Origin of the sequence: Acidiphilium cryptum JF-5, assembly GCF_000016725.1 — a bacterium.
Lineage (GTDB): Bacteria > Pseudomonadota > Alphaproteobacteria > Acetobacterales > Acetobacteraceae > Acidiphilium > Acidiphilium multivorum.
On the sequence record NC_009484.1, the window covers coordinates 2,703,943 to 2,727,564 of the forward strand.

At 67.6% G+C, this 23,622-nt stretch carries 23 protein-coding genes; 6 read left to right on the forward strand and 17 right to left on the reverse strand.

Annotation, left to right across the window (positions count from 1 at the left end):
• Positions 1–37 precede the first annotated feature (37 nt).
• From fabZ to ACRY_RS14750, 5 genes are read left to right on the forward strand one after another with little or no spacing between them, the layout of a single operon-like run.
• Positions 38–535, forward strand: a complete 498-nt coding sequence (gene fabZ / locus ACRY_RS14730; RefSeq protein ID WP_007423396.1) for a 3-hydroxyacyl-ACP dehydratase FabZ — start codon at positions 38–40, stop codon at positions 533–535.
• A complete protein-coding gene (lpxA, locus tag ACRY_RS14735; RefSeq protein WP_007423397.1) occupies positions 532–1,338 on the forward strand; it encodes an acyl-ACP--UDP-N-acetylglucosamine O-acyltransferase in 807 nt (268 codons plus the stop codon). The genes fabZ and lpxA overlap by 4 nt, the downstream gene beginning before the upstream one ends.
• A gap of 24 nt (positions 1,339–1,362) precedes the next feature.
• On the forward strand, positions 1,363–2,226 hold the full coding sequence (locus ACRY_RS14740; RefSeq protein WP_012040070.1) for an LpxI family protein: 864 nt from the start codon (positions 1,363–1,365) through the stop codon (positions 2,224–2,226).
• Entirely contained in the window at positions 2,223–2,615 is a 393-nt protein-coding gene (gloA, locus tag ACRY_RS14745; protein ID WP_007424147.1) for a lactoylglutathione lyase, read from the forward strand. Before ACRY_RS14740 ends, gloA begins: the two co-directional genes overlap by 4 nt.
• A 7-nt stretch (positions 2,616–2,622) precedes the next feature.
• Positions 2,623–3,897: a sulfotransferase family protein gene (locus tag ACRY_RS14750; protein ID WP_012040071.1), complete on the forward strand. Its 1,275-nt coding sequence runs from the start codon at positions 2,623–2,625 to the stop codon at positions 3,895–3,897.
• Between the two features lie 30 nt (positions 3,898–3,927).
• Here the strand turns inward: ACRY_RS14750 and ACRY_RS14755 are convergent, their stop codons facing one another.
• The 13 genes from ACRY_RS14755 to ACRY_RS14810 form a co-directional block, all read right to left on the reverse strand.
• A complete protein-coding gene (locus tag ACRY_RS14755) occupies positions 3,928–4,497 on the reverse strand; it encodes a hypothetical protein (RefSeq protein ID WP_012040072.1) in 570 nt (189 codons plus the stop codon).
• A 53-nt stretch (positions 4,498–4,550) separates the two neighbouring features.
• A complete protein-coding gene (locus tag ACRY_RS14760) occupies positions 4,551–5,042 on the reverse strand; it encodes a flavodoxin family protein (protein ID WP_012040073.1) in 492 nt (163 codons plus the stop codon).
• A 683-nt stretch (positions 5,043–5,725) separates the two neighbouring features.
• On the reverse strand, positions 5,726–6,184 hold the full coding sequence (locus ACRY_RS19795) for a hypothetical protein (RefSeq protein WP_012040074.1): 459 nt from the start codon (positions 6,182–6,184) through the stop codon (positions 5,726–5,728).
• Positions 6,185–6,331: 147 nt separating this feature from the next.
• Positions 6,332–6,640, reverse strand: coding sequence for an immunity protein Tsi6 family protein (locus ACRY_RS14765; RefSeq protein ID WP_012040075.1), 309 nt, complete (start codon positions 6,638–6,640; stop codon positions 6,332–6,334).
• Between the two features lie 46 nt (positions 6,641–6,686).
• Complete coding sequence (locus ACRY_RS14770) at positions 6,687–7,940, reverse strand: ISL3 family transposase (protein ID WP_011930454.1); 1,254 nt, start codon at positions 7,938–7,940, stop codon at positions 6,687–6,689.
• Positions 7,941–8,467: 527 nt separating this feature from the next.
• Positions 8,468–9,304, reverse strand: a complete 837-nt coding sequence (locus ACRY_RS19800) for a hypothetical protein (protein WP_155856386.1) — start codon at positions 9,302–9,304, stop codon at positions 8,468–8,470.
• 193 nt (positions 9,305–9,497) lie between these two features.
• Positions 9,498–10,022, reverse strand: coding sequence for a GNAT family N-acetyltransferase (locus ACRY_RS14780; protein WP_012040077.1), 525 nt, complete (start codon positions 10,020–10,022; stop codon positions 9,498–9,500).
• A 240-nt stretch (positions 10,023–10,262) separates the two neighbouring features.
• A complete protein-coding gene (ettA, locus tag ACRY_RS14785) occupies positions 10,263–11,942 on the reverse strand; it encodes an energy-dependent translational throttle protein EttA (RefSeq protein WP_007424154.1) in 1,680 nt (559 codons plus the stop codon).
• Between the two features lie 189 nt (positions 11,943–12,131).
• Complete coding sequence (locus tag ACRY_RS14790; protein ID WP_012040078.1) at positions 12,132–12,743, reverse strand: hypothetical protein; 612 nt, start codon at positions 12,741–12,743, stop codon at positions 12,132–12,134.
• A 155-nt stretch (positions 12,744–12,898) separates the two neighbouring features.
• Complete coding sequence (locus tag ACRY_RS14795) at positions 12,899–13,870, reverse strand: 2-dehydropantoate 2-reductase (protein ID WP_012040079.1); 972 nt, start codon at positions 13,868–13,870, stop codon at positions 12,899–12,901.
• Positions 13,867–15,387, reverse strand: coding sequence for an acyl--CoA ligase (locus ACRY_RS14800; protein ID WP_012040080.1), 1,521 nt, complete (start codon positions 15,385–15,387; stop codon positions 13,867–13,869). Before ACRY_RS14800 ends, ACRY_RS14795 begins: the two co-directional genes overlap by 4 nt.
• Positions 15,388–15,493: 106 nt before the next feature.
• Positions 15,494–16,618, reverse strand: a complete 1,125-nt coding sequence (locus ACRY_RS14805) for an FAD-dependent oxidoreductase (protein ID WP_012040081.1) — start codon at positions 16,616–16,618, stop codon at positions 15,494–15,496.
• A 16-nt stretch (positions 16,619–16,634) separates the two neighbouring features.
• Positions 16,635–16,841: a heavy-metal-associated domain-containing protein gene (locus ACRY_RS14810; protein ID WP_007423852.1), complete on the reverse strand. Its 207-nt coding sequence runs from the start codon at positions 16,839–16,841 to the stop codon at positions 16,635–16,637.
• A gap of 156 nt (positions 16,842–16,997) precedes the next feature.
• On the opposite strand from ACRY_RS14810, the gene ACRY_RS14815 reads away from it, so the two are divergent.
• Entirely contained in the window at positions 16,998–19,235 is a 2,238-nt protein-coding gene (locus ACRY_RS14815) for a heavy metal translocating P-type ATPase (RefSeq protein WP_012040082.1), read from the forward strand.
• A 7-nt stretch (positions 19,236–19,242) separates the two neighbouring features.
• On the opposite strand, the gene ACRY_RS14820 is transcribed toward ACRY_RS14815, so the two are convergent.
• The 4 genes from ACRY_RS14820 to ACRY_RS14835 are packed head-to-tail and all read right to left on the reverse strand — an operon-like array spanning position 19,243 to position 23,620.
• Complete coding sequence (locus tag ACRY_RS14820) at positions 19,243–19,986, reverse strand: SDR family oxidoreductase (RefSeq protein WP_007422346.1); 744 nt, start codon at positions 19,984–19,986, stop codon at positions 19,243–19,245.
• 12 nt (positions 19,987–19,998) lie between these two features.
• Positions 19,999–20,925 (reverse strand): dihydrodipicolinate synthase family protein, encoded by a 927-nt coding sequence (locus ACRY_RS14825; RefSeq protein ID WP_012040083.1) that lies wholly within the window; start codon positions 20,923–20,925, stop codon positions 19,999–20,001.
• A complete protein-coding gene (locus tag ACRY_RS14830) occupies positions 20,922–21,920 on the reverse strand; it encodes a 2-hydroxyacid dehydrogenase (protein WP_012040084.1) in 999 nt (332 codons plus the stop codon). Before ACRY_RS14830 ends, ACRY_RS14825 begins: the two co-directional genes overlap by 4 nt.
• The gene (locus ACRY_RS14835; RefSeq protein ID WP_007422349.1) at positions 21,917–23,620 is read right to left on the reverse strand and encodes an IlvD/Edd family dehydratase; all 1,704 of its coding nucleotides are present in this window, start codon (positions 23,618–23,620) and stop codon (positions 21,917–21,919) included. Before ACRY_RS14835 ends, ACRY_RS14830 begins: the two co-directional genes overlap by 4 nt.
• Positions 23,621–23,622 lie beyond the last annotated feature (2 nt).

Sequence of the window (23,622 nt, forward strand, 5' to 3'; positions counted from 1 at the left end):
ATCATTCACAACAGGAACGGGACGCGGACGCTCTGACATGGACGGAACCTCGACGGACACCAGCGCGCAACAGGCGGAAGGACGGACGGTCGACATCGCCGGCATCATGCGCGCGATCCCGCACCGCTACCCGTTCCTGCTGATCGACCGCGTGGTCGAGCTGGTGCCGAACGTCTCGGCCATCGGGGTGAAGAACGTCTCCGTCAACGAGAGCTTCTTCCAGGGCCATTTCCCCGGCCACCCGGTCATGCCCGGGGTGCTCATCATCGAGAGCATGGCGCAGACCGCCGCCGTGCTGGTGGTGGAAACCCTCGGCCCCGAGGAAGCCGGCAAGGTGGTCTATTTCATGTCGGTCGAGGGCGCGAAATTCCGCCGCCCGGTGGTGCCGGGCGACGTGCTGCGCATCCATGTCGCGAAGGAGCGCAACCGCGGCAATGTGTGGAAGTTCAACGCCGTCGCGCGGGTCGATGGCGTCGCCGTCGCCGAGGCGACCTATGCCGCGATGATCATGGACAAGAAAGCCGGCGAGGGATGATCCACCCCACAGCGTCAGTCGATCCGCGGGCCTCGCTCGGCGCGGGGGTCAATGTCGGCCCGTTCTGCGTCGTCGGCCCGGACGTCGTCCTCGAAGACGGCGTCGAACTCGTCTCCCACGTGGTGGCGGACGGCCACACGCGGATCGGCGCGGGAACGAAGGTGTTCCCATTCGCCACGATCGGCCTCGCGCCGCAGGATCTGAAATACCGGGGCGAGCCGACCGAAACGGTGATCGGCCCGGGCTGCACCATCCGCGAGCATTGCACGATCCATCGCGGCACCGTCACCGGGCACGGCATCACCCGCGTGGGCGCCGGCTGCCTGCTGATGGCGGTGGTCCATGTCGCGCATGACTGCGCGCTCGGCGACAACATCGTCATCGCCAACAACGTGGTGATGGGCGGCCATGTCGAGATCGCCGACCGCGCCATCATCGGCGGCGCCACCGCGATCCACCAGTTCGTGCGGATCGGCACCGGCGCGATGGTCGGCGGCGCCTCCGGCGTCGAGGCGGACGTGATCCCCTATGGCTCGGTGATCGGCAACCGCGCGCGGCTGCACGGGCTCAACATCGTCGGCCTGCGCCGGCGCGGGCTCGACAAGGAGGGCCAGCACCGGCTGCGCAACGCCTACCGCCTGCTGTTCCAGGGCGCCGGCACCTTCGCCGCGCGGGTCGAGATGCTGCGCCGCGAGGCCGGCGACGATCCCTATCTCGCCGAGATCCTCACCTTCATCGACGCGCCGAGCAAGCGCGGCCTGATCCGCAGCACCACCCGCCACGACGCCGACGCCGAGGCCTGACCGCCCGATGACGGCAGCGCGCGCATGAGCGGATCGGCGGCGGGCCCGCTCGGCATCGTCGCCGGCGGCGGCAGGCTGCCCGGCCAGGTGGCCGCCGCCGCCCGCGCCGCGGGGCGCGGCGTGTTCATCGTCGCCCTCGACGCCCATGCCGATCCCGAGGTCGTCGCCCCGTTCCCGCACGAGACGATCCGCCTCGGCGCCGTCGGTGCGGCGATCGACGCGCTGAAACGCGCCGGCTGCCGCGAGATCGTCCTCGCCGGCCCGGTCAGGCGCCCCTCGCTGTTCGACCTGCGACCGGATGCGGTGGGCGCCAGGCTGCTCGCGCGCATCGGCCGCGCCGCCTTCGCCGGCGATGACGGCTTCCTCGCCGCGATCGTGCGGGTGCTCGGCGAGGAAGGCTTCACCGTGCTCGGCGCGCATGAGGTGATCAGCGAGGTTTTCGCGCCCGAGGGGCTGCTGTCCGGCGCCGCGCCGGATGCGGCGGCGCTGGCCGACATCGCCCGGGGCATCGCCGTGGTGCGCGCGCTCGGGGCGGTGGATGTCGGCCAGGGCGCGGTCGTGCAGCAGGGCATCGTGCTCGCGGTCGAGGCGGCGGAAGGCACGGATGCCATGCTCGCCCGCGCCGCCACGCTGCGCCGGCCGGGGCCCGGCGGCGTGCTGGTCAAGCTGGTCAAGCCCGGCCAGGAGCGCCGCGCCGATCTGCCGACGCTCGGGGTCCGAACCGTGCGGGGCGCGGTGGAGGCTGGGTTGCGCGGCATCGCATTCGAGGCCGAGGGCGCCATATTGATGGATCGCGAGGCAATGGTGCGCGAGGCCGAGGCGGCGGGGCTGTTCCTGCTCGGCATCGACCCCGGCGCCGCAAGATGGGACGAAGGAAAACGGGAATGAGCGATTTTCAGTATCTGCACACGATGATCCGGGTGAGGAACCTGGACGAGAGCGTGAAATTCTACACCGAACTGCTCGGCATGAAGGAACTCCGCCGCAACGACGTGCCGGATGGCAAGTATACGCTCGCCTTCGTCGGCTATGGCGACGAGGCCTCGCACACGGTGCTCGAGCTGACCTACAATTACGGCGTCGACAGCTATGACCAGGGGACGGCTTTCGGACATCTGGCCCTCGGCGTGCCGGACATATACGGTGCGGTGGAGAAGCTCCGCGCCGCCGGCGTGAAGATCACGCGGGAGCCGGGGCCGGTGAAGTTCGGCAAGACGGTGATCGCCTTCATCGAGGACCCGAACGGCTACAAGATCGAGCTGATCGAACGGAAGTGAGCTGAGCATGCCGCGCGACCCGGTACCCGAACCGCCCGTGAAACGACCCGGCAAGAGCCTGCGCTTCCGGCTGCTCTCGGCCGGGTTCGGCGCGGCGGAGGCGGTGCTGCCGCGCGGCATTCCGGCAATCGACGCAAGCGCGATCGAGGCCGCCGGCGGCAGCACGCTGCCGGATTTCGCGCGCGAGGGGCTCGAGCGGCTGACCGCCTCGATCGCGGCGGAGACCAGCCTGTCGCTGTTCGGCCGGGTCTCGGTCCGCTACGACCTCACGCGGCTGGTCCGCAACGCCGAGACGATCCGGCGGATGCATGCCGCCACCCCGGGCATCGGCCGCGAGCCGGTGCGGGCGCCGGTGTTCATCATGGGGTTGCCGCGGTCGGGGACCACGTTCCTGCACACGCTGTTCGGCTTCGACCCCGACGTGCTGGTGCCGCGCGTGTGGCAGACGCTGTATCCGGCGCCGCGGCCGCGCGGGTTCGATCCGCGCGCGAGCGCCGTGGCGCGCAAGACCGACCGGCAGCTCGACATGTTCGCCGGCATGGCGCCGGAGTTTCCGGCGATTCACCCGATCGACGCCGACAGTCCGCAGGAATGCAGCGAGATCACCGCGCATGTGTTCCACTCGCTGCGGTTCGACACGACGTTCCGGGTGCCGAGCTACACCGCCTGGATCGACAGCCAGGACGATGCGCCGGCCTTCGCGTTTCACCGGCAGTGGCTGCAGGCGATGCAGCACGGCACCGGGGGAAGATTCTGGGCGCTGAAATGCCCGGAGCACACGTTTTCGGTGAAGGCGATCCTGCAGACCTATCCGGATGCGCGGTTCGTCGTCGTGCATCGGGACCCGGTGCATGTGTTCGCCTCGGTCGCGCACATGACCGAGGTGCTGCGGCGGCCGTTCCTGCGCGGGATCGACCCGGCGGAGATCGGCCGGCAGGTGACGGAGCGATGGATCGACGGGGCGCGGCGTCTGGTGGAGTTCGACCGCAGCGGGGCGGTGCCGGCGGAGCGGCTGGTGAACATTCAGTACGAGACGCTGACGGCGGACCCGATCAAGGCGGTGTCGGGCATCTACGCGCATTTCGGCGAGGCGTTCTCGCCCGCGGCGGAGGCGGCGATGCGGGCGCATCTCGATGCCGCGCCGCGCGGCGGCTATGGGCGGAACCGTTACCGGCTGGCGGATTTCGGGATCAACGTGGAGCGGCTGCGGCCGCGGTTCGCGCCGTATATCGAGTATTTCGGCGTGCGGGCGCGCCCGTCGGACGGCACGCAGGCGGCCTGACGGGTTTTTTTCTCCGGGAAATACGAGGGGTCAGGCCGGGCGCGGGGGCGCGCGGACGGGGAGTTGCGCGCGCGGGTGTGGGCGCGGGGCGGCGTGTGTCGGGATTTCGGGGATAGATTCGGGGGCGGGGTCGGGAGCCGGTTCGGGGCGCCTGGGCGCGGGCGGTGGCTCGCGGGGGGCGATGCTGGCGGGCGGGCGGATGCCGAGGTGGCGGCAGAGCGGGCGGAGGATGCGGCCGAAGCGGGGTTCGGCTTCGAGGAGGGCGGCGCAGGCCGGTTCCGCCATCAGGTGGCGGAGCTGGGAGGCGGCGGCGGTGGCCTCGGGGATGGGGCGGAGCAGCCAGGCGAAGCGGCGCGGCAGGGTTTTGCTCCGGCGGGCGGGGCGGTTGCGCCGGCGATCCGGCTTCGGTGCGGGGAGGGCGCCGCCGGCGGCATCGAGCCGGGCGGCGAGGCTGTCGATCCGCTTTGAGGCGCGGTTGAGGCGGAGCCAGAGCAGGATGACGACCGGGGCCGCGAGCGCGCCGCGGGCGCCGCGCGCGGCCACGGCCCGGCAGAGGGCGTGGACGATGGCGGCGAAGCGGAGGGCCAGCGCGGCGTGCATGAACGGAACATGAACACGACCGGGCGGGGGTGGGCAAGGGCGAGGTTTCGCGCTCAGGCGAAGAGGCGCTGGTGGGCGGGGCGGAGGGCTTCGGAGAAGCGGAGGGTGGCGAGGTGGTCGCGGCCGGAGCAGATGGCTTCGGCGGAGAGGCCGAGGGTGGCGCGGGGCGGCTTGCCGGCGAGGGTTTCGATGGCGGCGAAGGCGCGGCGGAAGGACGAGCCGCCGGCGGTGGCGAAGATGGCGTATTCGGGCAGGTTGCGGGCCTCGCGGCGGAGCCAGAGGCGGACGGGGGCGGCGGCGGACCAGGCCCAGACGGGGGTGCCGACGAGGACGAGATCGTAGGTGGCGGGGTCGTAGGCGGCGGAGGAGATCGGCGGTTCGATGAGGCCGAGGGCGATCAGGATGGTGCGGAGCAGGCCGCGCCCGCCGGGGCCGCAGCCGGGGCAGCGGATGCGCTCCATGTCGGCGCCGAACTCGGCGGCAAGCATGCGGGCGATGCGTTCGGTGGTGCCGGTGCGGGAATAATAGACGACGAGGGTGCGCATGGCCTTCGTTCCATACTGGTATCGAGCGTGCATGTATTCCACGACGCCGGCGCGCGCGCCTTGATCCTGCTCAATTCGTGAAACGGCATATAAAAAAACCCGGGACGCGCCCGCCCGGCGAGGCGGGTGGGATGCGGGCAGCATTCAGCGGCGGAAGCGATTTGCGGGTGCTGCCTGTTCCGCTCTGGTGGCCTTGGCAGGATCCGCTTCGTGCGGCGAGACGGTGGTGAGCCATGCGGCGGCGGCGGGCAGGGCAATGCGCCCGCCAGCGCTCCCGGCAACAGCACCGGCCCCGACGGCGGCAATTCCGGCAGCCCCGTGGCCAGCACGGGGCCGTTCAAGCGCGATCAGCGAGGGTGTGGATTGGTTGCCCCGTCGATTTGCCGGACCAGCCTAATGGAAAGGAGAGGCCGGACTCCGACGGAAGACTTGCCAGAGCGCGCCCGTCGTCGGCGGCTCACCCCGCCGACTTCAGCCGGTCCACCGCCGCTTCGATCCGGTGGAGGAGGCAGGCTAGTTCATCGTCTCAGTTCTTGATTTCGCTGATAATGAGCATTCCGAAACTGATATTTCGCACCGCGCCCAGATGGGGAGATAATACGGGAGGACCATTTATCATACCGCATCTGTAAAGATCGAAGCAACAAAAAGTGTGATTATTATTTTTCATTGCGATAACAGATTTAGAATTTAATGCCAAAAAGCACCAACAATAAGCTCAAATAAAACACAAATATTGCAGATACGAATGCGTAGACAAATATTTTCTGTATAAATTTGATCCTCGCAGGCCGATGATCTTCAAATAACAAATTATTCCGCAAAACCAATGTTGTGTTAAGGTTTATGAACGAAAATACTAGTAATGCAGCAGGAAACAAAATTAAGATTAAAATTTGTATAATGCCAATAAATCCATGATTCTTTACAATACCATTTAAATTGTCTTCTATTATTAAAAATAAAACAATGGCACCGAGTCCAGCAAGACTCCATTTTAAAAGATCGATGAATTGATCAGCTATCTTGTTTAATATATCAATTTGCTTATAATCATCTAACTTCTTAATTATTATATTTTTATTTTTGGTTTTATTGATTTCTGAGACAGAACCGCTGCTTTGAAGATCTGTTTCGGACACGGCATATTCTCCATCTATATTTATGTTTTACAGAATTTTTTGATCATTTAATTACCGCAAACCACATCTGTCAATGATCATTTCGATCTGTTTTAATATTAATTCTATTCAAAACTATCATTTCGACAAAAGTTTTCGGTTGTCTGCCTAAAGACAGGCATAAGAAGATGGATCGAAGGCATTGAGGTAATCTTTCAGCCGATCCACCACCGTGTCGATCCTATGGATCTGGTATGCTAGTTTGATATCCCAGCTCTCGATATCGCGGACGGCGTGGATACCCAGAATGGTCTCTGGGAGACGTTCCGAGCCGACGGTTCCGGCGCAGACTTGCTTAAGATAGATCAGCTGGTTGCGGATGGAGACGAGGGGCGGCAAGCCCGGACGCGCGGCGAGCAGAGTTTCGACCTTGCGCAGGGCTTCGTTAAGGAAGGGGCTGAGACCGTTCGTATCCATGTTTTTGCTCACTCGGCGTTCTTCCAGATTTTGGCTCTTCGACGTCTCAAGTGGAATGGAAGACGTCGAGCATGGCGTTGATGGGCGCGCCGAGCAGGTAGATGATGCACGCGAAGGTAGCGGTGTTGCGATAGCCTCGGGCGCGAGCGCGGGCTGCCTGGAACAGCCCATTGAGCGCTTCGAGGCGGGCATTGGAATGGCCTGACTTCCAGCGTCGAATGATCCGCTTGGCATTGCGCCGTACGGTATCGACGGCCTGTCGAACAGGATCGAGCAGGTGGTCGGGATCGTCCAGCCGGGCGGTGACGTGGTTGAGGAAGTTGGTCAGCCGCCAGCGCGCGGCCTGTGGCGTTGCGGCCAGGCGAACCCAGCGCAGCATCTCCTTGGCGCGATAGGCTTCGGCTGTGGCGAAGCCGCTGTTCTCCAACTGGTCGAGCGCCTGCCGCTGGGCCATGGTCAGGTTTTCCGGTCGCTTCAACGTGGCCCAGCGTACCCCCTTGGGCAGGTTGTGCTGATGCGCCTCGGCGCGCCGCACCTGCTCGACCGCGGTGGTGAAGATCTGCACGACGTGGAACCAGTCCACGGTGACCGAGGCCTGCGGGAAGCTCTCCGCCGCAGCAGCAAGGAAGGCCGCCGACATGTCACACACCACCTCGGCGATGCGGCGGGCCTCGCCGCCGTGCTCCGCCAGGAAGGCCCGGAAGGCGGTCATGCATTCCTTACCCTTTCCGGGGGTGACGAACAGCACCGGGCGCTCGGCCGCATCGAGGTCAATGAACACGGTGACGTAGCTGTGGCCTCGCTTGGCCGCGGTTTCGTCGAGTGCGATCGCCTCGACCCCGCTGAGATCGAGCCGCTCGATCGCCCGGCCGACATAGTACCGCAGAATGCGCCACAGCCGCTGGTCGGTGACGCCGATGATGCGCGCGGCAGCGGCAACCGGCATCTCGCGCATCAGAGCCAGCGCGGCCTGCTCGAACAACAGCGTGAAGCCGCTGTCGGGACGTGCCCAAGGCACAGCAATGCGGAGTACGCCGTGCTCCGGACAGTCGGTGCGTGGCACACGGGCCTCGATGATGCAGGCGTGCTGAAAGAAGTTGAGGTGCCGCCAGCTCAGTTCCTTCCAGTCGTGCGGTTTGCACAGCCGGCCGCAGGTTGGGCAGGGGAAGCGGGCGCCTGGGTCGGCGGCGACGGCCAGATGCAACTCATGCGGCTGGTAGTCGGTTTCCAACCGCTGGTCGACCACGCGCCAGGGTGGGGTCAGTCCGAGGCCGAGGGTGAAGATGTCGCTGCTTGCCATGGCGGTGCTCCGCGCAATCAGAGTGTCCCGTGCGGGCTGGCACCGCATGCCGCGCCAATGCGCGATCGGACTGCGGGATGCGGCTGCTCGGCCCGTCTGCCTCAAGACTGGCGCCGTGCTCGCCGCCGTCAAGAACGCTGCGCGTCGCTACGCGATGGCCTGCGGCCATTCTTGACCGCGGCTGTGCACGACGCCCCGCGCACGATCAGGCCGGGACGAAGAAACGGCACTCCAGCCGAACCAAGAAACTGGCCCCAGCGTGGCAGGGCTGCTACCTGCGGTGGTGGTCACGCCACTTTCAGGAACCGCCGAAGTTCCACTCGCGGCGTCGAGGAGGCCAGATTTTTGCGTCACGCCGGCATTGAGAGATTGCATCGCGGTCGGCCGCAGGCACGTTCCAAGCCATCTTTCACAAAATGCGCCCAGATTTCCATGATCTCCGGAGTATTCGAGCATTATCCGATTGACTACGTCGGCTGCCGCCCCGCCCGGCGACAACAACAGAGAATTAACAATAACGGACCTCTCTATCTCTCGAAACGATCGGCATCTACAACGACATATCGCTTTGGTGTCCGATCCATGGACAGCACGCGCCAAAAATGTACAGAAATACGCTCTCCTGTGCCGTTCGCATATTCACTCAATCCCCAAGCAAAAACACTTCTGACTTTTACAAGGACTTCTTTCGACATACTGATTGGAATTGTTCGGCCTAAATCGAAATCAAATACACTTCCATATCCAGAATTTGCATTAAATGCCGCAACACTAAAGTCTTTTACATGAATATCAGTATCTTCTAAATTTTGCATAACATAGTCACGTGTCGACGCATTGTAGATATTTATTATCTGAGATCCGCCGTAAATATTAATCGTTGTTGCTCCGCGACCGATCACGCTATGCGACTGTCGAATTGAATTTTCGGCAGCGGCGACAAGCGCCTCAACATCGCCGCCTCGTTGCCGAATCAACTCTTTTACGAGTTCCGTATCAGGTTCTTGCTCGCGCCCAAGATTCCGGCCGATGACTCTCTTTGTAAGGTCATAAACAAAATTGCTTGCCACATTTAATGTGATCGTGCCTGCCAAGCCTAATATACATGCAAGTATCGGATCTTGTTGCAATAATACAGTGAATTGGGCAACGATACTTCCTTCGCGGAGGGCTTTAGCTCTTACCGATTGTCGCCCTGCAAAATCGCCGCGATGACGCACGCGACCTGTTTCAATATAATTGGTTGTCAGGGACAATGTCCAAGCGAACCCCGCAAGCGCCAGATAACCGTCGTATCCTTGAAATTCATGTTGATCGGCGGTGCCGCCCTCCAGCTCAAGATGAAACGGAATCTCGTATGCCATGGCTATATATTGCTCATTCGGCTGGGATGCTCCAAAAAGCAGTATTTACACAATGGTTTTACCTGATCCGGAGCTTAGTTGATCGTAATGGTAACACTACGTGACGCCAAGTCAACAACTTCTGCCGAGCAGTTTACATGCTTTGCTTCCGGCATGCGGCCCGAATCCGGCGACAATCACCATCAACATTATTTCAAAATTTAGCGGCGCCTAGGCTCTCATACACCAGCATCTGCACGCCGTTGCGGGAGAAAGAGCCGGATTCTGTCATGCCGATGGCGCCGAGGACGGTGCGGCTGGCAAAATTGTCGGCGCGGGAGACGGCGATGATGCGGGGGAGAGAAACGCGGTCGTGGCCGTAGCGGAGGGCGGCGCTGGCGGCTTCGCGGGCGAGGCCGGCGCCGCGGACTTCGGGCCATAGGGCGAAGCGGAGCGCGATGCCGCGGCCGTCCGGGCGGTCGGCGAGGCCGGTGATGCCGAGGAAGGCGTTGGTGGACTGGCCGCGGATGGTCCAGATTCCGAAGCCTTGCGCGCCCCAGGCGGCGATGTCTTCCGCCAGTTCCGCCGTGGCCTGTTCGGGCGTGCGGACGCCGCCGAGCATCATGGCGAAGGCGCGGGGGTCGGTTTTCAGGGCGATCAGGTCGTCGCGGTCCGCCCAGTTCACCGGCTCCAGTCGCAGCCGCGCCGTGGTGACGCGCCAGGCGGGGTTAGTGGTCATGGAAATGGCGGGGCCTTGCCCCGGACCCCATCAGGGGCGCCGCCCCTGAACCCCGCCAAAGGCGGAGCCTTTGGAATCCATTCGTTTTGGTTTTGGGGAGGGCATCCGGGCAATTGCCTTGGTAAAGGCAGGGACACGCCCTCCCCAAAACCAAAACGCGAGCGCGGTTCCAAGGGCTCAGCCCTTGGCGGGGGTGCAGGAAACGGCGCCCCCTGCGATGGTCCCGCGTGCATGGCCCGGCTACCGGGTGAGGGGGCGGTATTTGATGCGGTGGGGTTCGGTGGCGTCGGCGCCGAGGCGGCGTCGTTTGTCTTCCTCGTAGTCCTGGAAGTTGCCCTGGAACCATTCGACGTGGCTGTCGCCCTCGAAGGCGAGGATGTGGGTGGCGAGGCGGTCGAGGAACCAGCGGTCGTGCGAGATGATGACGGCGCAGCCGGCGAATTCGGCGAGGGCTTCCTCCAGGGCGCGGAGGGTGTCGACGTCGAGGTCGTTGGTGGGCTCGTCCAACAGGATGACGTTGTGTTCGCCCTTGAGCATTTTCGCGAGGTGGACGCGGTTGCGTTCGCCGCCGGAGAGGATGCCGACCTTCTTCTGCTGGTCGGAGCCCTTGAAGTTGAAGGCGCCGACATAGGCGCGGGAGGCGACGGTGCGCTTGCCGAGGTGGATGACGTCGGTGCCGCCGGAGATTTCCTCCCAGACGGTCTTGTTGTCGTCGAGGCTGTCGCGCGACTGGTCGACATAGCCGAGTTTCACGGTGTCGCCGACGGTGAAGGTGCCGGCGTCGGGTTTTTCGACGCCGGTGATCATCTTGAAGAGGGTGGACTTGCCGGCGCCGTTGGGGCCGATGACGCCGACGATGCCGCCGGGGGGGAGCTTGAAGGAGAGGCCGTCGATCAGGAGGTTGTCGCCGAAGCCCTTGCGGAGGTCCTGGGCCTCGATGACGGTGCCGCCGAGGCGCGGGCCGGGGGGGATGACGATTTCGGCGACGCCGGAGACCTGCTCGGTCGATTTGGCGAGCATTTCCTCGTAGCGGCTGATGCGGGCCTGGTTTTTCGCCTGGCGGGCCTTGGGGGAGGCGCCGATCCATTCGCGCTCTTCCTTGAGGGCGCGCTGGCGGGCGGATTCCTCCTTTTCCTCCTGGGCGAGGCGCTTCTGCTTTTGCTCCAGCCAGGAGGTGTAGTTGCCCTCGAACGGGTAGCCGCGGCCGCGTTCGAGTTCGAGGATCCAGTTGGTGACGTTCTCGAGGAAGTAGCGGTCGTGGGTGACGAGGATGACGGTGCCGGCGTAGGCGCGGAGGGTCTTTTCGAGCCAGGCGACGGACTCGGCGTCGAGATGGTTGGTCGGTTCGTCGAGGAGCAGGAGGTCGGGCTTCTCGAGGAGGAGGCGGCAGAGGGCGACGCGGCGGCGCTCGCCGCCGGAGAGGTTGGTGACGGGGCTGTCGGCCGGGGGGCAGCGGAGGGCGTCGAGCGCGATGTCGATCTGGCGGTCGAGCTCCCAGCCGTCGCCGGCGTCGATCTTCTCCTGGAGGGTGGCCTGCTCGGCGAGAAGGGCGTTCATCTTCTCGTCGTCCATCGGCTCCATGAAGGCTTCGGAGATCTCGTTGAAGCGGGCGAGGGCGGCGCGCATGTCGGCGAAGGCGAGGGCGACGTTCTCGCCGACGGTCAGCGTCGGGTCGAGATGCGGTTCCTGCGGGAGGTAGCCGACGCGCACGCCCTCGGCGGCCCAGGCCTCGCCGCCGAATTCCTTCTCGATGCCGGCCATGATTTTGAGCAGGGTGGATTTGCCGGCGCCGTTGACGCCGAGGACGCCGATCTTGACGCCGGGGAGGAAGGAGAGGGTGATGCCCTTGAAGACCTCGCGGCCGCCGGGGAAGGCCTTGGTGAGGTCTTTCATCACGTAGACGTACTGGTAGCTGGCCATCGGGAGTTCCTGTGCGCGTGCGGAGTTTGCAGCCCGTATAGGTGGGGGCCGGCGCGCGGGCAACCGAGGGCGGGTTTTTGCGCCTGTGGGAAGCGCGGAATGCAGGGCGGCCGGAGCAGAACTCCGGAGCGGAATGCAGGGCGGCCGGAGCAGAACTCCGGCCGTGTGCTCAGGCGTTGGGCGTGCGGGTCAGATGTAGACGTGCCAGCCGAGCGAGAGGTTCAGCACGATGCCGTAGGTGAGATACATCAGCAGCAGGCCGGTGAGGATGTGCACGAGGCCGAGGGCCTTGCGGCTGAGCGGCATGAACAGGTCGAAGCAGTAGAAGAATTCGAAGAAATACACCGCCATCAGGCCGGCGAAGAGCAGCGTCACCGGGCCGTCGCCGGCGGTCTTGAAGACGATGAGGCCGAGCAGGGCGACGAGGAAGAAGGCGACGCTCATGAAGCCGTTCGGCACGATCGAGCCGCCGCGCATGCGGCTGAGGCCCATCGCCAGCCAGTGGATGCCGAAGACGGTGGTTTCGATGCCGGCGGCGTAGAGCGGGGTGGATTTCGCGCCGACGCCGAAGACGTTGAACCAGGTCAGGCCGACCAGGATGTAGGTGCCGCAGAGGAATTGCAGCATGCCGGGCATCCAGAAGCCCCACCAGCCGTTGGTGAGTTCGCTGGACTCGGATTTCGCCGGGAAGCCGAAGAGTTCCTGCGGGCCGAAGATGAGGTAGCCGGTGCCGAGGCCGAAGAAGGCGAGGCCGAGGGGCACGTAAGCGGATTGCGTGAGCGCGAATGATGTTGGGGTCACTGGGCGTCTCTCTATTGTTTGATTGAGCCCGCGCCGGCGGTGGGCGCGACGCGGGCGGGTCCGACGACTGTTCGGCGCCGAAGGTTTAATATTCGAGACGGATTACCAGATCGCCACTTTGTGCGTTCACTTATGCGTAATTCACGCGAGCGTGATCAGACGCCCGCGATTCTGGCACGCTGGCGCACGAGGGCGAGCACCGAGGCGGAGATCGGCGCCGGGAGATCGACCCAGCCGGCCATCTCGACCACGGCGCCGAGCAGCGCCTCGATCTCGATCGGGCGGCCGCGCTCGAGGTCCTGGAGCATGGAGGTCTTGTGCGCGCCGACCTCGGCCGCGCCGTCGATCCGCTTTTCGACATCGATGGCGAAGCGGACGCCGAGCGCCTCGGCGATGGCCGCGCCCTCCAGCATCATCGACCGGGCGAGGGCGCGGGTGCCGGGGTCGGAGGTGATGACGTCGAGTGTCGCACCGGTCAGCGCGCTGATCGGGTTGAAGGCCATGTTGCCCCAGAGCTTCACCCAGATGTCGTCGCGGATGCGGGGACGGACGGGCGCCTTGAGGCCGGCGTCGATCATGAGGCGGCTGATCAGGGCGGCGCGCTCGGTGCGGGCGCCGTCCGGCTCGCCGAGGATGAAGCGGTCGCCATAGGTGTGGTTGACCACGCCGGGCTCGACGATCTCGGCGGCGGGATAGACGATGCAGCCGAGCGTCTGCGCCGGCGGCAGCGCGGCCCAGACCGCGCCCTCGGGATCGACCGCCTTGATGCGCCGGTCGGTGAAGGGGGCGGGCAGGCCGTAGGTGTACCACCAGGGGATGCCGTTGATCGCGGCGATGATGGTGGTCCGCGGGCCGATCAGGTGGCGGAGCTGCGGCAAGGCGGGCTCGATGCCCTGGGCCTTGAGGGTGATGAGAACGTAATCCTGCGGGCCGAGCTCGGCGGCATCGGCCACGCGGGGGCGGGTGAGGATTCTTTCTCCGCCGGAGAGGAGCAGAAGCCCGTTGGCCTCGATGGCGGCGCGGTGCGGGCCGCGGGCGACGATCGAGACATCGGTGCCGGCGGCTTGCAGCCGGGCGGCGACGAGGCCGCCGATGGCCCCGGCGCCGAAGACGCAGACGCTGGTCATGCCTCGATCCCGAGGCGGGACGCGAGGCCGACGCGCTGGACCTTGCCGGTCGGGCCCTTGGGGATCGCCTCCATGATCAGGATGCGGCGGGGCACCTTGAAGGCGGCGAGGCGGCCGGCGGCGAAATCGCGGATCGCCTGCGGGTCGGGCGCGGTGCCGGCGCGGGGGACGACGATGGCGCCCACCTCCTCGCCCAGCTTGTCGTGCGGGATGGCGAAGGTGCAGACCTCGGCGATGTCCGGATGGTCGAGCAGGGCGACATCGACCTCCAGCGGGCTGATCTTCTCGCCGCCGCGGTTGATCTGCTCCTTGAGCCGGCCGGTGAGGAAGAGATAGCCCTCGGCGTCGAGCATGCCCTGGTCGCCGGTGCGGAACCAGCCATTGGTGAAGGCCTTGGCGTTGGCCTCGGGGTTGGCGGCGTAGCCGGCGGTGACGTTGGGGCCGCGGATGACGACCTCGCCGGTTTCGCCCTGCGGCAGCAGCGTGCCGTCATCGTCCATGATGGCGATCTCGGGGCCGGCGGCGATGCCGACCGAGCCGGCCTTGCGGGCGCGCGGCGGCAGCGGGTTGGAGGCCATCTGGTGCGCCGCCTCGGTCATGCCGTAGGCCTCGATCACCGGGGCGCCGAATTTCTGCTCCAGCGCCGCCATCACCTGCGGCGGCAGCGAGGCGGAGGAGGAGCGGATGAAGCGCAGATTGGCGAGCGCCCTGACCGCGTCGTCCTCGGGGGCGCGGAGCAGGATCGCCTGGTGCATGGTCGGCACCGCCGTGTACCAGGTGGGGTTTTCCTCCTCGAGCCAGGAGAAGAAGCGGAAGGCGTTGAAGCCCGGCGTGCAGCAGACGGCGCCGCCGGCGCGCAGCGAGGCGAGGGTGGCCGCGATCAGCCCGTGGATGTGGAACAGCGGCATCACGTTGAGGCAGAGATCGTCCGGCGCGAGCGCCAGGCTGGCGGCGATGTGCCGCGCCGAGGCGGCGAGGTTCTTGCTCCGCAGCGGGACGATCTTGGGCCGCGCGGTGGTGCCGGACGTGTGCAGGACCAGCGCCTCGTCCTCGGGCTCGGCCGGGCCGGGGTTGGCGGCGGGGGTTTCGGGCAGGGCGGAGACGTCGAGCGTGAAGGCGCCGGCCGGAGCGGACTCGTCCTCGGCGAGGTCGAGCAGGGGGATTCCGAGTTTCGCGGCGACGCCGCGCACCGGGCTGTCGGCGCCGGCGGCGACGATGACGGCGCGGGGCTTCAGGTCGTCGAGATAGAATTCGAATTCCTGGTCCTTGTAGGCGGGGTTGAGCGGGGCGGCGCAGCACATCGCGGCGATGGCGGCGAAGGCGGTGGCGGCGGCGGGGCCGTTGGGCAGGACGATGGCCACACGGTCGCCGCGGCCGATGCCGCGGGCGTTCAGGGCGGCGCGCACCTCCTCCGCCAGCGCGGCGAGGGCGGGGCCGGACAGCGGCGCGCGGCCGGGCGCGGCGATGGCGCGGGCGCCTGCATGGGCGCGCAGGATGTCGTGAACCGTTTCGCTCATGTCTGGCTTTCCGCCTCCTTGCGATGTTCCTGGACCGCGACGTCTCTGGCGCGGATCGGGCGGCGGAGCAAGGGGCGGAATGGCGGGCGGGGGCGCGGAAAGCCGGTCAGGGCGTGGAAAAGCGGGCGATGAAGCGGCGGTCGATCCGGTCCTTCCAGCGGCGGACCCAGGCGCCGGAAAAGACGATGCCGTTGCGGGTGCCGATCGCGTGGTCCGGCCCGGTGGCGAGCAGGTAGAGGGCGGCGCGCTGCGGGCGGAACGGGCGGAGCGGCCGGCCATCGACATGGCGGCGGAGATTCTCGGCCAGGACCGGGCCCTGGCGGACCGCGTAAAGCCCGGATTTCGGCACCTTCATGCCGCCGAACCCGGCGATGTCGCCGGCGGCGAAGACATTCTCGTGCGAGATGGAGCGCAGCGTGGGGGCGACGGCGACGAAGCCCTTCGCGTCGGTGGCGAGGCCGCCGCCGCGCAGCCAGGACGGGGCGGCGGCGCCGCTGGCCCAGAGCGAGACGTCGGCTTCGATCCGCGAGCCGTCATCGAGCGGGATCGCGCCGTCCTTCGGCGCGCCGGCGAGGCCGGACGGGCCGACCTCGATGCCGCGGGCGGCGAACAGGGCGCGGACCTGGCGGGCGACGCCGGCGGGCAGGGTCGGCAGCAGGCCGAACGGGCCGGGCAGCAGCACGAAGGACAGCGTCGCCGGGTCGGCGCCGGCTTCGGCGCGGCGGGCGCGCAGCCGGGTTTCGAGCGCGAAGACCAGTTCCACCCCCGCCGCGCCGCCGCCGACCACGGCGATGCGGAACGGCGCGGGGCGCGCGGCCGCCTCGTCGAGCGGGGCGAGGCGGGCGAGCAGTTCGTCCGCCGGGCGGACGGGCAGCGCCTGCGGCGCGTCGGGCGTGGCCGGCGGGGCGCCGACATCGAGCACCAGCAGGTCGTAATCGACCGGATCGCCGCCATCGCGGAAGACGCGGCGGCGGCCGGCATCGACGAAGCTCGCGCGGTCGACGCAGAGGGCGGCGCCGGCGGCGCGGGCGAGGCCGGCCGTGTCGATCGTCCCCGCCGCCGGATCGGTGTGGCCGGCGACGATGCCGGGCAGCATTCCCGAATACCGGAGCGCGGGCGAAGGCGTGAGCACGGTCAGCCGCAGCCCGGCCACCGGCGCCAGCGCGAAGCTGCGCAGCACCTCGATGCTGGCATGGCCGGCGCCGACGAGGAGAAGGTGACGGACGGGCAAGCGCCGGGCTCCGGGTTCAGGGTGACGATGTCACCTTGTAGCCCTCTTCCTCGATCGCGGCGACAAGGGCGGGCTGCTCCTGCGCCGCGGCGGCGGGAATCCGCACCTTGCCGGTTTCGAGATCGACCGCGACCTCGGCGCCGGGATGGACGGTGCGCACCGCCTCGGTGACGGCGCGGACGCAATGCTGGCAGGTCATGCCCTCTACATTGAGCTCGATCATGGTTCGCTCCTTTTCATGCGATGCATGATGCAAATGGCGATTGCCCAAGGGGAAAGGTCAAGGCCGGCGGATGGGGGCAGGGATGCGCGGCGCGGGGGGCGCGGGTTTGACCTTCCCACGATGGCAAACCCATATGCTGCGGCGAAGGAGCTTGCCATGGACCAGATCAGCGGCGCGGCGACGCGCCAGGACAGCGCGGCGGACACGGTGATCGACCTTTCGGTCGGCGGGATGACCTGCGCCTCGTGCGTGGCGCGGGTGGAGCGGGCGGCGCGGAAGGTGCCGGGGGTGGCGGCGGCGTCGGTCAACCTCGCCAACGAGCGGGCGCGGATCTCCGGCCACGGGTTCGACGCGGCGGCGGTGATCGCGGCGATCGGCAAGGCGGGATACGAGGCGCGCGCGGTGGCGGACGCGCCGGAGGCGGCCGCCGGCGAGGAGGCGCGGCGGGCGGCGGAAGGCCAGCGGGAGCTGCGGCACGTGATCGTCGCCGCCGCGCTGACCGTGCCGCTGGTCGGCGCCATGGCGCTGCACATGGCGGGATCGCGCTTCATGTTGCCGGGATGGGCCGAGCTGCTGCTGGCCACACCGGTGCAGTTCTGGCTGGGCGCGCGGTTCTATCGCGCGGGATGGGCGGCGGCGCGGGCGTTCTCGGGGAACATGGACCTGCTGGTCGCCCTCGGCACCAGCGCCGCCTACGGGCTGAGCGCGGTGCTGCTGGCCGAGGCCTGGGTGACGGGGCGGGGCGCGCCGCCGCTGTATTTCGATTCGGCGGCGACGGTGACGACGCTGATCCTGTTCGGCAAGTGGCTGGAGGCGCGGGCGCGGCGGCAGACCGGGGCGGCGCTGAAGGCGCTGGAGGCGCTGCGGCCGACCACGGCGCTGGTGCGCGGGGCGGATGGCGCCGAGCGGGAGGTGCCGATCGGCCAGGTGCGGACGGGCGACCTCGTGGTGGTGCGGCCGGGCGGGCGGATTCCGGTGGACGGGACGATCGAGGCGGGGGAGTCCGCCGTCGATCTCTCGATGCTGACGGGGGAAAGCCTGCCGGTGCCGAAGGCGGCGGGCGGGCGCGTGCCGGGCGGGGCGATCAACGGCGAGGGGGTTCTGCTCGTCCGCACCGAGGCGGTGGGGGCGGAAACCACGCTCGCGAAGATCATCCGCCTGGTCGAGACCGCGCAGGCGGAGAAGGCGCCGATCCAACGGCTGGTGGACCGGGTGGCGGCGGTGTTCGTGCCGGCGGTGGTGGCGGTGGCGGCGGTGACGCTGGCGGGATGGCTGCTGGCGGGGGCGACGGTTTCGGCGGCGATCCTGAACGCGGTGGCGGTGCTGGTGATCGCCTGCCCCTGCGCGCTGGGCCTGGCGACGCCGACCGCGGTGATGGCGGGGACCGGTGTCGCGGCACGGCACGGCATCCTGGTGAAGGACGCCGAGGCGCTGGAGGCGGCGGAGCGGGTCGATACCGTGGTGTTCGACAAGACCGGCACGCTGACGGAGGGGAAACCCTCGGTGGTGGCGGTGGCGCCGGCCGAGGGGGTTTCGGAGGCGGAGCTGCTCGCGGTGATGGCGGGGGTGCAGGCGGGCAGCGAGCATCCGCTGGCGCGCGCGGTGTGCGCGCGGGCGGCGGCGGACGGGGTCGCGGCGCGGCCGGCGAGCGGGGTGACGGCGCTGCCCGGGCGGGGCGTGAGCGGAACCGTCGGGGGGATCGGAATCCTGATCGGCAGTTCGCGGTTGCTGGAGGAGCAGGGCGCGGCTCCGGGGGCGCTGGCGGAGCGGGCGACGGCGCTGGAGGAAGAGGGGCGCAGCGTGTCCTGGGTGATCGGCGAGGGGCGGGTGCTCGGGCTGGTCGCGTTCGGGGATGCGCCGAAGCGTGGCGCGCGCGAGGCGGTGGCGGCGCTGCGGGCACAGGGGCGGCGCGTGGTGCTGCTGACCGGGGACAATGCGGGCAGTGCGGCGGCGGCGGCGAGGGCCGTCGGCATCGACGAGGTAATCGCCGGGCAGTTGCCGGAGGGCAAGGCCGCGACGGTGGCGGCGCTGCGGCGGGAGGGCCGCGTGGTCGCCATGGTCGGCGACGGGGTGAACGACGCGCCCTCGCTCGCCGCGGCGGATATCGGCATGGCGATGGCGAGCGGATCGGATGTCGCGATGCACACCGCGGGGATCACGCTGATGCGCGGCGATCCGGCGCTGGTGGCGGCGGCGCTGGATGTGGCGCGGGCGACGATGCGCAAGATCCGCCAGGGGCTGTTCTGGGCCTTCGCCTATAACGTGATCGGGATTCCGCTGGCCGCCATCGGGTTCCTGAGCCCGATGGTGGCGGGGGCGGCGATGGCGGCGTCGAGCGTGAGCGTGGTGACGAACGCGCTGCTGCTGCGGCGCTGGACGCCGCCGGTGGAATAACGGCGCGTCAGTAGGTGGCGCGGCCGCCGGAGATGTCGAACACCGCGCCGGTGCTGAAGGAGGCTTCGTCGGAGGCGAGGAAGCAGATCAGCGCCGCGATTTCCTCGACCGTGCCGAAGCGGTTCATCGGGATTTTCGAGAGCATGTAGTCGATGTGCTGCTGGCTCATCTGCTCGAAGATCGCGGTGCGGACGGCGGCGGGGGTGATGCAGTTCACCGTGATCGGCGTGGTGGCGAGTTCCTTGCCGAGCGACTTGGTGAGGCCGATGACGCCGGCCTTCGACGCGCTGTAGGCCGAGGCGTTGGGGTTGCCTTCCTTGCCGGCGACCGAGGCGATGTTGACGATGCGCCCGGCGTTGCGCGCGCGCATGTGCGGCACCACCGCCTTGCAGGTGAGAAAGATGCCGGTGAGGTTGACCTCGATCACCTGCCGCCAGGCATCGACCGGATAGTCCCAGGTGGTGGTGTTGGGGCCGGTGATGCCGGCGCCGGCGATGAGGATGTCGATCGCGCCATGGTCGCGCACCGCCTCGGCGGCGGCGTGTTCGAGCGCGGCGAAATCGGTGACGTCGAGCGCCTCGCCGGAGCAGGCGGGGCCGAGTTCGCGGGCCGCGGCGACGATCGCGTCACGGCTGCGATCCCACAATACCGCGTTGCCGCCCTCGGCGATGATGCGCGTGGCGGCGGCGAGGCCGATGCCGGCGGCGCCGCCGGTGATGACCGCCGTCTTGCCTTCGAAACGGTTTTTCACTTGCGGTATCCTTCAGAAACGGGCGCGTGGATCGTGCTTCGCGAGGCGGCGGAGCAGAAAATCGATTTCGGCGCGGGCGGTTTCGGTGAGCTTGCCGGCGGGGGCACGCTGGGCATCGTGCGCGATGGCGCCGCGCTTCCGCAGCACGTATTTCCGCGTGGCGAGGCCGACGCCCTGCTGCTGTTCGTAGCGGATCAGCGGCAGGTGGGCGTCGAACAGGTCGTGCGCCTCGTCGCGCTTGCCCTCGTTCGAGAGGCGGACGACATCCGCCAGCATGTCGGGGAAACAGTAGCCGGTCATCGCGCCGTCGGCGCCGCGCTCCATTTCGAAATCGAGAAAGAGCCCGCCATTGCCTGTGAGAATCGAAAGCGGGCGCAGGCTGCCCTCGCGCTGGAAGGCGCGCAGCGCGGAGATCTTTTCAAGCCCCGGCCAGTCCTCGTGCTTGAGCATCACGCAGGAGGGCAGGTCCATGACGATGCGGCGGATGACGGCGGGCGTCATGATCACCGAGAGGGTGAGCGGGTAGTCCTGGATCACGAACGGGATTTCGCCGCCGATCGCCTCGATCGCGTTGTGGTAATACGTCACGATCTGGTCGTCGGTGCGCAGTGAGGGCGGTGGGGCGATCATGACGCCGGCGGCGCCCGCATCCATCACCGCACGGGCAAGGTTGCGCATGGCGGCGAAACCGGGGGCGGAGACGCCGACGATGACGGGAATTTCGCACCGCCCGATGACCTGGCGGGAGATGGCTAACGCCTCGTCAGCGTCGAGCTTGGGGGCCTCGCCCATGATGCCGAGAATGGTCAGGCCGGTGGCGCCGGCGGAAAAATAGAAATCACACATGGTGTCGATCGACTTCGTGTCGACCGCGCCGTCGGGCAGGAAGGGTGTGGGGGCGATGGGAAAGACGCCGCGTGCGGTATGATCGAGCTTCATTGTTTTGATATCGAACTATCTGTTTGTGGCGCGCGGCGCCCGGGCGCCGGTGTCTCGGCGACAGGCGTGATCGGCCCCTCGCCGCCGAACCACGCACGGACATTGCGGATCAGCAGATCCGCCATCAGGCCGCGCGTGTGATGCGTGGCGGTGCCGACATGGGGGACCAGCACGGCGTTGTCGCAGGCGAGAAGGGCTGCCGGCACGCGCGGCTCGTCTTCGAAAACATCGAGGCCGGCGGCGAGGATTTTCCGGCTGCCGAGTGCGTCGATCAACGCGGCTTCGTCGACGACCGTGCCGCGCGCGACGTTGATCAGGACGCCGTCGGGACCAAGCGCCGCGAGCACCTCGGCGTTCACCGCATGGCGCGTCGCCGGGCCGCCGGGGAGCACGACGATGAGCACGTCGACATTGGCGGCAAGTTCGACGAGCGAGGGAAAATGCGGATAGTCGAGATGCGGAACCCTGTTGCGAGAGTGATATGAAATCGGCAGGTCGAAGCCGGAGAGGCGACGGGCGATGACTTGGCCGATGCGGCCCATGCCGGCGATGCCGATGCGCCGGCCGCGCAGGCTGTTGCCGAGGGGGAAGGCATCGTGCAGCCATTTTCCCGCGCGCAGGAAACGCTCGGCCGCGGGCAGGGTGCGGATGGTGGCGAGCAGCAGGCCGACGGTGAAATCGCCCATCTCGTCGCTCAGCACGTCCGGCGTGTTGGTGACGATAACACCGTGTTTGGCGGCGGCCACGGCATCGACCGTGTCGTAGCCGACGCCGAAATTGGCGATCAGTTCGAGGGCGGGCAGGCGGGCGATCAGCGCGGCGTCGGTCGGGCGGCGGCCGCGCGTGACGATGCCGCGGATTTCGGCGCCGTGACGCTCGATCAGCGCGTCGAGATTGGTGCCGTCGTCACGGAGGATTTCGAAGCCGGCTTCGAGGGAGTCCTCGATGACCGGCATCAGGCTGCCGAGGAACAGAAGTTTCGGGCGGTCGCTCATTCTTGTGGGCCTCCCTGCAGGAAATCGAAATCGCAGCCTTCGTCGGCCTGCAACACGGTGGTTTCGAAAAGGCGGGCGTAGCCGCGCGCGGGCGGCGGGCGCCTTGGCGTCGCGGCATGTTCGGCGGCGCGGCGCTGCCATTCGGCATCGTCGATCAGCAGGTCGAGCGTTCGCGCCGCGACGTCGAGCCGGATCGGATCGCCGGTGCGGACCAGGGCGAGCGGGCCGCCGGCCGCCGATTCCGGGGCGATGTGCAGCACGATGGTGCCGAAGGCGGTGCCGCTCATCCGCGCATCCGAGATCCGCACCATGTCCTTCACGCCGGCGCGGGCGAGCTTGCGCGGGATGGGCAGGTAGCCGGCCTCCGGCATGCCGGGCGCGCCGATGGGACCGGTATTGCGCAGGACGAGGACGGTCTCGGGTGTGACGTCCAGCTCGTCGGAATCGATTCTCGCCGCCATGTCCTCGACATTTTCAAACACGAGGGCCGGGCCGGTGTGGCTCAGCAGATGCGGCGAGGCGGCGGATTGCTTGATGACGGCGCCGCGCGGGCAGAGATTGCCGCGCAGCACGGCGAGGGCGCCGGTGGATTTCAGCGGCTTGTCCGCGCCGCGGATGACGGTCTGGCCGGGGACGATCTCGGCGGCTTCGGCGATCTCGCCGATGGTCCGGCCGCTGACGGTGGGGGACGCAGGATCGAGATGGCGCGAAAGTTCGCGCAGCAGGCGGGGGACGCCGCCGGCATGGTGGAAATGCTCCATGTAGTGATCGCCGGAGGGTTTCAGGTCGACCAGGACGGGGACGTTGCGGCCGATCTCGTCCACCGTTTCGAGTTCGATTCTTGTTCCGGCGCGGCCGGCCATGGCGGTGAGATGGATGATGCCGTTGGTCGAGCCGCCGATGGCTTGCAGGACGGTGAGGGCGTTGCGCAAGGCGGCGGGCGTGATGAGGTCGCGCGGGCGGGGCGCGCCGGCTTTCGCCAGGTCGACGATGCGCTTGCCGCTGGCCTCGGCGATGCGGCGGCGCTCGGCATGGACGGCGGGGATTGTGGCACTCATGGGGAGCGAGAACCCGAGCGCCTCGATCACGCAGGCCATGGTGCTGGCGGTGCCCATCACCATGCAGGTGCCGACCGAGGGGGCGAGGCGGCCGCTGATGGTCTCGATTTCGGCGGCGTCGATCTGCCCGGCGCGGTGCATTCCCCAGAGGCGGCGGCAATCGGTGCAGGCGCCGAGCACCTCGCCCTTGTGGTGGCCGACGACCATCGGGCCGGTGGGGACGACGATGGTGGGCAGGTTGGTGCTGATCGCCCCCATGAGCTGGGCGGGGAGCGTCTTGTCGCAGCCGCCGATGACGATGACGGCGTCCATCGGCTGGGCGCGGATCATTTCCTCGGTGTCCATCGCCATCAGGTTGCGCAGGAACATCGAGGTGGGGTGCGCGAAGCTCTCGCCGATGGAGATGGTGGGGAAGACCATCGGCAGGCCGCCGGCGAGCATGACGCCGCGCTTGGCGGCCTCGATCAGGTCGGGGCTGTTGCCGTGGCAGGGGTTGTAGTCGCTGCCGGTGTTGGTGATGCCGATGATGGGGCGGTCCAGCGCATCGTCGGAATAGCCCATCGCCTTGATGAAGGCCTTGCGGAGAAAAAGCGAGAAGCCGGCATCGCCGTAGCTGGTCAGGCCCTTGCGCAAGCCCGACACGG